Consider the following 11,590-nt stretch of genomic DNA (forward strand, 5'->3'; position numbering starts at 1 on the left):
ACCAACACATACCCAGAAACATCAGTGAGCACAGAACCATGACCATGATTGGCCCCAACCGTAATCCAGCGGATTGCGACCCGACTGAAGCGGAAGTGCAGCAGATACAGCTCGACCGCCTGCAGTGCGTACGCAATGAGCTGAAAAAGCGTGACTATGCTGCCTGCGTGCTGTTTGACCCGACTCACATGCGCTACGCCACCGGATCACGCAATATGCAGGTGTATTCGGCGCGTAACCCGGCGCGTTATGTGTTTGTACCGGCAGAAGGCCCGGTGGTGGTGTTTGAGTTTGGTGGCTGTCTGCATCTGGCGGAAAAGCTCAATACCGTCGATGAAGTCAGACCGGCCAAGGCAATCTCTTACTACTTCTGCGAAAGCTTCCTCGGTAACGTGACCGCAGACTGGGCGGCAGAAATTGATGAGCTGGTCGCCCGTTGTTACGGCGAAGGCCGCGGTGGCAAACGCATTGCTATTGAAAGTGCCACCTCGGCAGCTGCCTTTGAACTGCAGAAGCTCGGCTATCAGGTATTCGATGCGCAGGAGCCGCTGGAGCAGGCACGCTGCATCAAGGTGCCCAATGAACTGAAAATGATCCGCTCCAGCCTGCGTGCCACTGAGGCCGGGGTGCGGCTGATGGAAAGCAAGATTGTGCCCGGTATCAGCGAGAACGAGCTGTGGTCGCACCTTCACCAGCACGTCATCGCGACCGACGGCGATTACGTGGAAACCCGGTTGCTGTCATCCGGCCCGCGTACCAATCCGTGGTTTCAGGAGTGCAGCACCCGTCCTATTGAAGCCGGTGATCTGGTGGCGCTGGATACGGATGTGGTGGGGCGCTTTGGCTACTACGCCGACTTTTCCCGCACCTTCCTCTGTGGCGATCAGCCTGCGACGGCCAGGCAGAAGGAGCTGTACAAACTGGCCTATGAACAGGTGATGACCAACGTTGAGCTGCTCAAGGCGGGTCGCAGCTTCAAGGAATACGCCGAACTGGCCTGGCGCATCCCCGATGGTTACAAGGGCAACCGCTATTTCGCGCTGGTACACGGTGTCGGCATGACCGGTGAATACCCCTACGTGGTGCATCGTGAAGATATCGACGACAAGGGTTACGACGGTCTGTTCCTACCCGGCATGACCATCTGTGTCGAGAGCTATATCGGCCACGAAGATGGCGGTGAGGGCGTGAAGCTGGAGGAGCAGATCTATATCGGTGATGACTATATCGAACTGCTGTCTGACTACCCGTTCGATCCACGACTGATGGGGAGGTAAGGGTGAGGGAGTATCGATGTTGCAGCAATGCGGTTCAGGGCGTGATGGCCGCACCCTGAACTAAGCATGAAGCGCGCAATGCTTGTGATGGAGCACGGCGCGTGATGTCCGACAGCGGCATTCTGCTGACTGTCTGTTCTGTTTTCTGTTCCGATTTCGTGTGTGCCCCTCCGATGAGGGGCTTTTTTCGTTGGTACGCAGTGCCTGTTTCCTGCATACCCCTTCAGCGTGGCCAGTGTGTCCTGCTCATTCCGTGAGTCTCTCCACCAATCCTCACCAATCCTTCCTTCAGTCTTTCATTCCAGCCTTTCCGTCCGCTTTTTCAGCAGCTTTTCCGGCACATGGCCCCTTATTCCGTACATTCTCTGCTGTCAGGCACTAACTCAACTTTTTATCTGGTTTGACCCGCCTGAAGTTGGCATTTTGCATCTGCGAACATTCTAAAAACGCATGCTCTGTCTGCCTTTTAATCGTTTGTGGGGATTTTGGTGGCTATCTAGTCTAGGGCTCATAACCCGAACAACCTCCCGCACAGCAAGAGAGACAGACCGTGGCAACCAAGACACGCGCAGACTGGCAAACGCTGGCCCAGTCCATTGCTTTACCGACTCAGGCTTTTATTGATGGCCGCTTTGTTGATGCCATTTCAGGCCAGACCTTTACCCGTATCAATCCCGCCAATGGTCAGCCGCTGGTGAATATCGCCAGCTGTGACAGTGACGATGTTGATCTGGCCGTTGCCGCTGCCCGCCGCGCCTTTAACAGTGGTGAGTGGTCAGAGCTGGCACCGAAGGCACGCAAGGCGATTCTGCTGCGCTGGGTTGAGCTGATCCGTGAGCACAAGGAAGAACTGGCGCTGCTGGAAACGCTGGATACTGGCAAGCCCATTGCGGAAACCCTGCGGGTGGATGCGCCTTCCTGTGCCGAGGCGATTGCCTGGTATGCCGAAGCCATCGACAAGATTTACGACGAGGTGGCACCCAATGGTCCCAGCACCGTGGCGCTGGTAAGCCGCGAGCCGGTGGGGGTGGTCGCAGGTGTGGTGCCCTGGAACTATCCGCTGATTATCAGCGGCTGGAAGATCGGCCCGGCGCTGGCTGCAGGCAATGCCTTTATTCTTAAGCCCGCTGAGCAGTCAACGCTGGGAGCACTGAAACTGGCGGAGCTGGCCAGACTGGCGGGCATTCCTGACGGTATTTTTCAGGTGGTGACCGGCCTTGGCCCCACCGCAGGGCAGGCGCTGGGCCTGCACCCGGATGTGGATGCGGTGGTGTTCACCGGCTCGACCGACGTGGGCAAGAAGTTCCTCGAATATTCCGCCCGTTCCAACATGAAGCGGGTCGGTCTCGAATGCGGTGGCAAGAGTCCGCACATCGTCAGCGCCAGTTGCAGTGATCTGGATAAGGCCGCCATGTATGTCGCCTATGGCATCTGGTACAACCAGGGCGAAACCTGCAATGCCGGCTCCCGCCTGATTGTGGACCATCGCGTTAAGGAGCCGCTGCTGGCGAAGGTCAAGGAATGGGCTGCCAAACTGCAGCCGGGTGATCCTCTTGACCCGGCGACTACCATGGGTGCACTGATCGAGCAGCAGCACATGCAGCGGGTGCTGGATTATGTGCGTATCGGTCAGGAAGAAGGCGCCGAGGTGATTCTCGGGGGTGAGGCGGTGCGCACCGACAGCGGTGGCTACTTTGTACCGCCGACCATTCTCGATAACGTCCGCAACGACATGCGCGTGGCGCAGGAAGAAATCTTCGGCCCGGTGCTGGTGGTCATCACCTGTGACGGACTGGAAGAGGCCATCGCCATTGCCAACGACAGTCAGTACGGTCTGGCCGCTGCCGTCTGGACTGACTCCATGTCTGAAGGCCACAAGGCTGCACGCAAACTGCGCGCGGGGACGGTCTGGGTCAACTGCTTCGACCACACCAGCATCAATGCGCCCTTTGGTGGCTACAAACAGTCAGGGCAGGGCAGAGACAAGTCGCTGCATGCTTTCGACAAATACACCGAACTGAAAACCACCTGGATCGAACTCTGAGGCCGTCGTCATGAGCACGTTTGAACAGGGGCGCGTGGCGCCCATCATTTCTGGCCCCGGCAGTTTGCAGTCACTGCCTGCGCGGCTGTCAGCCTTCGCAGCGAAAAGCATCCTGCTGGTGTCGGATCAGGGCATGGTCAACAGCGGCTGGGTCGGCAAAGTGCAGGCACTGCTTGATAGCCAGTTGCCGACCAGCGTGTTTGTTGCGCCTGCCGGTGAGCCGAAAGTTGCGACCGTCAATGAGGGTGCAGCGCAGGTACGGGCGCTGGAGCAACCACTGGTGATTGGTCTCGGCGGTGGTACGGCGCTGGATATTGCCAAACTGATCGCGGCGCTGGCCGTCTGTCAGCGGCCCATGGAAGACTATCTGCTGTGTGCTAACCCGTATGTGGGCAAGTGCCCGTCGATCATGATCCCGACCACCTCCGGTACCGGCTCGGAAGTGACTCGTACCTGTGTGCTGAGCAACGCCGAAGGGCGCAAGCTGTGGGCCTGGGGTGAGGAGCTGACGCCGGATCTGGTGGTTCTGGAGCCTGCGCTGACCGCAACCTTGCCCGCGGCCCTGACCGCGGCCACCGGGCTGGATGCAATGATTCATGCGCTGGAAGCCGTGACCGGACAGCGCAGTAATAATCTGGTGGCGGCGTCGGCGCTGCAGGCGATTCGTCAGGTGGTGCAGGCACTGCCGGCCGCCGTGGCTGAGCCGGGCAATCTGTCTGCTCGTCAGCAGGTGCAGGAAGCCGCCTGTCTGGCCGGGCTGGCCATCGATAATGCCGGTACTGGTATCGCTCACAATATCGGCCATGCGCTCGGCACCCTCTATCATCTGCCTCACGGCATTGCGGTGACGCTGGGTTTGCAGGCGGCGCTGAACTGGAACCTGACCGGCCACGAAGAGCGCTATGCCGATGTCGTACGCTGCTTCCGTGCGGATGCCGAGGCGCGAGAGATGCCGAAGCTGTTTGAAGCCCTGCTGGCTGAGGTGAATTTCGCCGCCTGCCTGACGCCTTTCCTGCCGTTGCAGCTGGATGCGGAAGCCTTGCTGGAATGCATGCAGGCCAGTGAAAACCTGCCAATGGCCAACAATAACGTGCGGGTTCCCAGTGGTGAGGAGTGGCGCTTTCTGGCGAATCGCGTGGTGGAAGTGTGGCAGCTGGCACAGCGTCAGGAGCAGGCAGCATGAGTATCACCCGTATCGAAATTACCCATCACCAGTTACCCCTGGACCCACCGTTCCCGGCGTCCTGGGATACCCAGCCACGGCGCAAGTTTCCCGCCACCATTGTGCGGGTGCACGATGATTCGGGGCTGGTCGGCATTGGTTCCGGCGATGTGATGTATGGCTTTCAGGACTATGTGCAGCTGTTTATCGGCAAAGATCCGCTGGACCTCAAACGCCACAGCGCGGTGCTGGACAATATTGGTTTCCATGCCGGTCGGCCCTGGCCGCTGGATGTGGCCCTGTGGGATCTGGCGGGCAAACTGCTGAACAAGCCGGTGTGGCAGATGATGGGTGGCCATAGCAACCGCATCAAGGCCTATGCGTCCAGCGGCGTTCATCGTCCGGTGGAGCAGATGGTGGCACTGGCGGAAGACATGGTGGCCAGGGGTTATCCGGCACTCAAGGTACGCTTCGGACGCGCCAGTCTGGCCGACGATTTCGCCGTGCTGGAAGCCGTACGCAAGGCGGTCGGCGACCAGCTGGAGCTGATGGTCGACTGCAATCAGGGCTGGCGTATGCCGTGGGATGTGGCCACTCCCTGGGATTACAGCAAGGCACTGGAGGTGGCACAGGAACTGCAAACCCACAACGTCTACTGGATGGAAGAGCCTCTGCACCGTGGCGACTATCAGGGCATGGCCAGACTCAACGCGGCCACCACGCTGAAGATTGCCGGGGGGGAAATGACCCGCGAGCCCTATGAGTTCGACACCATCCTGCGGGAAAACTGTCTGGAGGTGATCCAGCCTGATGTGGTCTGTTCCATCGGCATGGAAGGGCTGCGCAAACTGGCGCTGAAGGTCGCTGAGCACGGCAAGATCTTCACGCCGCACACCTGGGGCAATGGCATCGGTTTGCTGGCCAATATCCATCTGACCGCAGGCACCGTCGGTGCGCCCTTTATCGAATTCCCCCTCGATGGCGTCGAGTGGAGCGTCGAGCGACGCGACTTCATGCTGCGCCAGCCCATCGTACCGGACAGCGAAGGCTGGTTGACCCTGTCAGATGCGCCGGGGCTGGGTATCGAGCTGGATGAAGAGGTGCTGGCAAGGACGCTCAGCAATCAGGCGACGTATGCCTGAACCGTTTTAACACGTAACGCCTCTGACGTGACTCACTGCCGTCAGAGGCACCGATTTATGCCCTTATCTGGGAACTCGTAGATGAGCGATAACAATAACATCCGCCCTCTGGTGTTCTGGCCACCGTTTCTGCTGTTGCTGATAGCCGTGGCGATGAGCCTTTATGATCTCGATGGATTTCTGAAAACCACCTCTGCCATCAATGACTGGATTCTTGACCGCTTCGCCTGGCTGTTCAGTTTCGGCACCCTGAGCATGGTGGCGGTGTGCGTGTGGGTGTGCTTTTCGCCGCTGGCCAGAGTGCGTATTGGCGGGGCGGAAGCCAGGCCGATGCTGAGCAAATGGCGCTGGTTCTCTATTACCCTGTGCACCACCGTGGCCATCGGCATTCTGTTCTGGGCGACGGCAGAGCCGATGTATCACCTGTATTCGCCTCCTGAATCACTGCACCTGACGCCGAATTCGCCGGAAGCGGCCAAGTTCGCGCTGTCGACCTTGTATCTGCACTGGTCGTTCACGCCCTATGCCATCTATGCCGTACCGGCCCTGATGTTTGCCCTGGCTCATTACAATCTCGGCAAACCGTTCTCGCTGGCATCGGCATTCACACCACTACTGGGTGACCGTCTGCAGGGTAAAAAAGGTCAGCTGCTGGATGCGCTGGCGCTGTTTGCACTGGTCGCAGGCATGGCTGCGTCACTGGGCACGGGGGTGATGACACTGAGTGGAGGGCTTAACAGCCTGCTGGGGATACCTTCCAATTCTCTGACGCAGGGGCTGATCACTCTGGCGATCGTCTGCACCTTTATTCTTTCGGCGGCCAGTGGCTTACAGAAAGGTATCGCCGTGCTGTCGAACCTCAATACCAAGCTGTTCTTCGCTGCCTGTCTGTTTCTCTTCCTATTCGGGCCGACCACCTACATCCTGGGCTTTGGCATGGAAAGTCTGGGCGAGTATGTCACTCAGTTCTTCCAGAAGAGCCTGTTTACCGGCGCTATTTCCGGCGACTCCTGGCCACGCTGGTGGACTATTTTCTACTGGGCTAACTGGCTGGCCTGGGCACCGGTGACGGCGCTGTTCCTCGGCAAGATTGCCCGTGGCTACACCGTTCGCGAGTTTATGGTGGTGAACCTGATCCTGCCGGCATCCTTCGCTATCGTGTGGATGGCCATCTTCGGCGGTACGGCTCTGCATATGGACATGCACAACAACGGCTTACTGCACAATGCGCTGGAAAAACTGGGGCCGGAGTCAGTGATTTACACCGTGCTCAACCAGCTGCCGCTGGCTGGCCTGACCAGTCTGGTGTTCGTCTTTGTGGCTTTTCTTTCCTATGTCACTGCGGCGGATTCCAACACCGAAGCCATGAGTAATCTGTGCAGTCAGAACGGCAGCCAGCGCATGGAGCACGATGAGCAGGAAGCCAGCAGTGGCAATCTGAAAATGAAGCTGGTCTGGGGCGGCACCATAGGCTTTGTCGCCTGGGTGATGACCGGTTTCGCCGGGATTGATGGCATCAAGATGATGTCGAATCTGGGCGGCTTACCGGCGTTGTTTATCATCCTCGGTATCACAGCAAGTCTGGTGAAGGTGCTGCTGTCGGCTGACTTGCTGGGCATGGCAGACAACCGCGCCCGCAAGCCCATGGCGACGCCAAACGCCGGTAAACCGGCAGAGGCGGTGGCCGCGCAGTCGCGCTAGTTCACATTCCCTGAACGTGAAGTGCCCCGTGATGGTTGATACCGTCACGGGGCTGTCGCCTGTCTGCTCTGAGACTCACCATGTCACGACTCCCATCCCTTGCGGCGCTACGCATGTTTGATGTGGCCTGCCGCTATATGAATCTCACCAAAGCCGCTGATGTACTCAACCTGACACAGGGCGCAGTCAGCCGGCAGATCAAGCAGCTGGAAGAAGAGCTGGGCCAGCCGCTGTTCAATCGCCATCATCATGGTCTGACGCTGACCGATCAGGGGGAGCAATTGCTGCCTCAGGTGCGGGCAGCTTTCGAGTTGCTTGAAGAGGCTGTCACCGGGGTGAAAACGGCAGACCCCCGACAGCAGCTGCGACTGGCCACCCCTCCGACCTACGCTACGCGCTGGCTGGCACCGAGGCTGAGGCAGCTGCGGCGCCAGTTTCCTCATTTGCAGCTGAGTATCCAGACCGAGCTGCAGCAGCGACAGGCGCATTACGATCACGACTGTCGCATCCGTTTTGGCAACAAACCGGCTGCCGGATGCTTCAGCGAGCTACTGTTTCGCGAGCGCCATATTGCGGTGGTCAATGCTGAATTCGCCGATTGGAGCGTGCAACGGCTGTTTGATGAGCATCCGCTGTTGCATGTACTGGACGGGCAGAAGCGCCTGCGTCTGTGGGAGCCGTGGCTTGCTGCCGCCGGTCTCACGCATATCAATCCCCGTGATGGTATCGAGTTCAGCACGCTGGATCAGGTGATCAATATGACGCTGGCAGGGGAGGGGCTGGCTGTGATCGACCGGCATATGATCAGCCGTGAGTTGCAGCAGGGCACACTGGTGCCGGTCTGTGCCCATATCGAAGTGAAGGGTGAGCTTGGCTACTGGCTGGATATCAGCCACAGCCGCATGGGCCTGTCGAAAATCACCGCTTTCAGCCAGTGGCTGCGGGCGGTCACGCTGGAAGCGAGCTAAGACAGCAGGCTTTACTGTGCCGACAGAAATCGCAGAAGTGGGTGCTCTCGGCGATACCGTGAAAACACGCTTCGCCGATGATCAAGGGGATACATATGTCACGGCTGTATCGAGCACTGTCTGACTACCACTTCGACAAGCGACTGATGGGCTGATCTGGCCAATAGCCGCCTGTTAAGAAGCCGTCAGTGCTTGTGATGGGGTACTGATCGTGTTGCCCCTCAGCTGAAGGGCTTTTTGGGGCACTGAATGAGGGCCTTTGGCGGCGTTATACCGTTAGCAGCCTCTGCAGTGTGGCTTCAAGCGTTGCCACCACTGCTTTGCACTTGGCCGCATCCAGCGCGTCCCGGTGGGGGGCAGCGAAGCGCTCGCTGTCGTTATCGAAGTAGCGCCCGGAGGCCGCGGCAAACTCATCAGCAAGTGCTGCTTTCACTATAATGTTCGCCCCAATAGTCAGGCTTTTGCCGGCGATACCAAACCCTTCACGCACCATTTTGCTGGCCAGCAATGAACCCGGATTGAGTGCAATCAGCACCGGCCCCGCATGCCTGAGCGTTTGCGCCATGGCAAAGGTCCACATGGTCAGTGCCAGTTTGCTCTGGGCATAGCTGTCAAACTGATCCGCCACTGGCCTCTGACCTGCCAGCGCACTGAGGTCCACAGCAGCCTGCGCCGCTAGCTGCGGGTGGATTTACGCCTGACCGATACCATGGTGGATCTGGTAGAAGGGGGCTTTGACATCGCCATTCGCAATTCTGCACTGAAAGACTCAGCGCTGATCGCGCGCAAGCTGGCACCCGACCGGCGCATCATCTGTGCATCCCCGGCCTATATTGAGCAGTTTGGGCTACCTTCCACCCCTGATGAACTGAAAAAACACAGTTGTATCGGACTGGCCGGGCTGGAGACCTGGTCGTTTGATACCGCCGATGGCGTCAAGTTCGTCAAAACCACGGGCATGCTGCGTACTGATAACGGCGAAGCCATGCGGGATGCTTGTGTGGCGGGCATTGGGATTGCCCTGAACTCCACCTGGTCGGTGTATGAACAGCTGAAAAGCGGCGAACTCATCCCAATCCTGAATGAGTACCCGATACACACCCAGACGGCGATCTGGGCGGTTTACCCCAGCTCGCGGCTGGTTGCGCATAAAGTTCGGGTCTTCATCGACTATTTTCTGGCGCAGTTTGGCCCTCAGCCATACTGGGACCAGCTCGACAGCATCACCGGATAATCACCTGTCTGCCGCTATAGTCCATCACCTTGCTCACTCTGGTGTTTATTGGCGGCCAGTGTGTCCCGGCTATTTCTGGTGCAATCTTTGCCCGCATTAATCCGGTCACGGGTCAGGTACTGGTGAACACTGTCAGCTGTAACCGTAAAAATGTTGGTGATGCTATCGACAGGTATGCCGAAGCCATCGACAAAACTTACGTAAACAGGATGCTCAGCTGCTGTGCCTGCTTCTTCACTGATACCTGTCGCTGCTGGCTGTACAAGGGAAGTTTTATCTGCTGTTAATGTTATGTTATAACTATTTCGAATTGACGTTTTAACAGTATTCGTACGCTGATGCTGTTTGTCGTGTCCATGATGGTTATGCACGTTGCACACTCAACTGACCGCAGTGTGCCTTTGCCGGATGTCGTTAATGAACCTTCCACTCCCCGATGTATCACTGACCGAGCGCGCAGCTACCCTGAGCCCGCTGCAATGGGTCGGTATGCAGGGCATTGATCTGCCCGTCATCCTTGCCGAACCGGGCTATCAGCGGGAACTGCATGCCCGGATCGATGCTCAGGTCGATCTGCCCGCGCCCTACGTCAAGGGCATCCATATGTCGCGCCTGTATCGCCTGCTGGATGAGCAAACCGGTGGCCGGGAGCTGTCGCCCGGCCACCTGCAGCAGTTGTTGCAGGCGATGGTAGACAGCCACCGTGACTGCGAAAGCCGCAGTGCCCGGCTGAATGTCCGCTTTGACCTGCTGGCCCGCCGTAAGGCGCTGATCAGTGCCGGGCTGGCAGGCTGGAAAGCCTATCCGGTGCATGTCGAAGCCACGCTCAGAGAGGGCGTGATGCAGCTGCAGCTGACGGTAACCGTGGGCTACTCCTCGACCTGCCCGTGCTCAGCGGCACTGGCCAGACAGCTGATTGAACAGGGCTTTGAACGTGCCTTTGCTGGTCAGACGGCTATTGCGCCTGCCGTCATCAGTGCCTGGCTGCGCCAGCACGCCACGCTGGCAACGCCCCACAGCCAGCGCAGTGAAGCCGTGGTGCGGGTTGATGTGGCTGCTGATGCACCGGCCTTTGGGATGTTCAGCCTGATCGACGCTGTCGAGCAGGCACTGGGCACGCCGGTACAAACCGCCGTCAAACGCGCAGATGAGCAGGCGTTTGCGGCACTCAATGGCCAGAACCTGATGTTCGTTGAAGACGCTGCACGCCGGATTCAGGCGGCATTGTCTGAACGCTTCAGTCATGCCCATATTCATGTGCGCCATCTGGAAAGCCTGCATCCTCATGATGCGGCAGCCTGGGCTGCACCCAGCCTGTAAGAACGTGCTGACGAGCGGCTGCGTGTCGGCCCAGCGGCGTGGGCACTCCTTCTCAGGCGATCAATGCCTCTTTGCCATTAGAAGAAATCACCATGATCCGAAAAAATCCCCGTGGCGATCTGCCACAGATTCACCCCAGTGCCTTTGTCGATCCCACCGCCATCCTGTGTGGACTGGTGATCGTCGAAGAGAACGTCTTTATCGGCCCCTATGCGGTGATCCGGGCGGATGAAATGGATGCCGATGGTCATATCGACCCTATCGTCATCGGTGCCCACTCCAATATTCAGGATGGGGTAGTGATTCACTCCAAGTCTGGTGCGCGGGTCAGTATTGGCCAGCGCACCTCCATCGCCCATCGCGCCATCGTTCATGGCCCCTGCACCGTGGGTAACGGGGTCTTTATCGGTTTTAACAGCGTGCTGTTCAACTGCACTGTCGATGATGGCTGTGTGGTGCGCTACAACGCGGTGGTCGATGGGGTGCACCTGCCCCCCGGTTTCTATGTGCGTTCCACCGAGCGGATTGGCCCGGATACCAACCTGCAAGCACTGCCACAGGTACCCGCTGCGGCCAGTGAGTTTTCCGAAGATGTGGCCCGTACCAATAACGAGCTGGTGAGTGGTTATAAGGCAATTCACAACGAGTTTTAGCCACGTCAGGCTTTCCCGATCTATTCGCCTCGTCCTGCTGTTGCAGGCGGGGGAAAACCTCAGGCTCAGTGCCCGCGAATCCGGTGATG

At 58.6% G+C, this 11,590-nt stretch carries 11 protein-coding genes; 9 read left to right on the forward strand and 2 right to left on the reverse strand.

The genetic code is table 11. The annotated features are described in order from the left end of the window. The first annotated feature begins 38 nt into the window (after positions 1-38). From QCD60_RS22550 to QCD60_RS22575, 6 genes are all read left to right on the forward strand, one after another. A complete protein-coding gene (locus QCD60_RS22550; RefSeq protein ID WP_279788653.1) occupies positions 39-1,277 on the forward strand; it encodes a Xaa-Pro peptidase family protein in 1,239 nt (412 codons plus the stop codon). Between the two features lie 550 nt (positions 1,278-1,827). After that, entirely contained in the window at positions 1,828-3,321 is a 1,494-nt protein-coding gene (locus tag QCD60_RS22555) for an aldehyde dehydrogenase (protein WP_279788655.1), read from the forward strand. 10 nt (positions 3,322-3,331) lie between these two features. Next, positions 3,332-4,504, forward strand: a complete 1,173-nt coding sequence (locus QCD60_RS22560) for an iron-containing alcohol dehydrogenase (RefSeq protein ID WP_279788657.1) — start codon at positions 3,332-3,334, stop codon at positions 4,502-4,504. Beyond that, positions 4,501-5,625 carry a mandelate racemase/muconate lactonizing enzyme family protein gene (locus QCD60_RS22565; RefSeq protein WP_279788659.1) on the forward strand — a complete coding sequence of 375 codons (1,125 nt, stop codon included), beginning with the start codon at positions 4,501-4,503 and terminating at the stop codon, positions 5,623-5,625. Before QCD60_RS22560 ends, QCD60_RS22565 begins: the two co-directional genes overlap by 4 nt. An 81-nt stretch (positions 5,626-5,706) precedes the next feature. Continuing rightward, positions 5,707-7,326, forward strand: a complete 1,620-nt coding sequence (locus QCD60_RS22570) for a BCCT family transporter (protein ID WP_279788661.1) — start codon at positions 5,707-5,709, stop codon at positions 7,324-7,326. 80 nt (positions 7,327-7,406) lie between these two features. After that, positions 7,407-8,294 (forward strand): LysR substrate-binding domain-containing protein, encoded by an 888-nt coding sequence (locus QCD60_RS22575; protein ID WP_279788663.1) that lies wholly within the window; start codon positions 7,407-7,409, stop codon positions 8,292-8,294. A 268-nt stretch (positions 8,295-8,562) separates the two neighbouring features. Here QCD60_RS22575 and QCD60_RS22580 read toward each other — a convergent pair whose 3' ends face one another. Then, entirely contained in the window at positions 8,563-8,922 is a 360-nt protein-coding gene (locus tag QCD60_RS22580; RefSeq protein WP_279788665.1) for a hypothetical protein, read from the reverse strand. Between the two features lie 57 nt (positions 8,923-8,979). Between QCD60_RS22580 and QCD60_RS22585 the strand changes: the two genes are divergently transcribed. Continuing rightward, positions 8,980-9,528 carry a substrate binding domain-containing protein gene (locus QCD60_RS22585; protein ID WP_279788667.1) on the forward strand — a complete coding sequence of 183 codons (549 nt, stop codon included), beginning with the start codon at positions 8,980-8,982 and terminating at the stop codon, positions 9,526-9,528. A 14-nt stretch (positions 9,529-9,542) separates the two neighbouring features. On the opposite strand, the gene QCD60_RS22590 is transcribed toward QCD60_RS22585, so the two are convergent. Continuing rightward, the gene (locus QCD60_RS22590) at positions 9,543-9,899 is read right to left on the reverse strand and encodes a hypothetical protein (protein ID WP_279788669.1); all 357 of its coding nucleotides are present in this window, start codon (positions 9,897-9,899) and stop codon (positions 9,543-9,545) included. 46 nt (positions 9,900-9,945) lie between these two features. On the opposite strand from QCD60_RS22590, the gene folE2 reads away from it, so the two are divergent. Beyond that, a complete protein-coding gene (folE2, locus tag QCD60_RS22595; protein WP_279788671.1) occupies positions 9,946-10,848 on the forward strand; it encodes a GTP cyclohydrolase FolE2 in 903 nt (300 codons plus the stop codon). Between the two features lie 92 nt (positions 10,849-10,940). Next, on the forward strand, positions 10,941-11,501 hold the full coding sequence (locus QCD60_RS22600) for a carbonate dehydratase (RefSeq protein ID WP_279788673.1): 561 nt from the start codon (positions 10,941-10,943) through the stop codon (positions 11,499-11,501). Positions 11,502-11,590 lie beyond the last annotated feature (89 nt).

Source organism: Pokkaliibacter sp. MBI-7 (genome assembly GCF_029846635.1).
Taxonomy (GTDB): Bacteria; Pseudomonadota; Gammaproteobacteria; order Pseudomonadales; family Balneatricaceae; genus Pokkaliibacter.

Bases quoted from the DNA above. Each gene is read 5' to 3' on its own strand.
- QCD60_RS22550 (WP_279788653.1), top strand. From the start codon at position 39: ATGACCATGATTGGCCCCAACCGTAATCCAGCGGATTGCGACCCGACT.
- QCD60_RS22560 (WP_279788657.1), top strand. From the start codon at position 3,332: ATGAGCACGTTTGAACAGGGGCGCGTGGCGCCCATCATTTCTGGCCCC.
- QCD60_RS22565 (WP_279788659.1), top strand. From the start codon at position 4,501: ATGAGTATCACCCGTATCGAAATTACCCATCACCAGTTACCCCTGGAC.
- QCD60_RS22570 (WP_279788661.1), top strand. From the start codon at position 5,707: ATGAGCGATAACAATAACATCCGCCCTCTGGTGTTCTGGCCACCGTTT.
- QCD60_RS22575 (WP_279788663.1), top strand. From the start codon at position 7,407: ATGTCACGACTCCCATCCCTTGCGGCGCTACGCATGTTTGATGTGGCC.
- folE2 (WP_279788671.1), top strand. From the start codon at position 9,946: ATGAACCTTCCACTCCCCGATGTATCACTGACCGAGCGCGCAGCTACC.
- QCD60_RS22600 (WP_279788673.1), top strand. From the start codon at position 10,941: ATGATCCGAAAAAATCCCCGTGGCGATCTGCCACAGATTCACCCCAGT.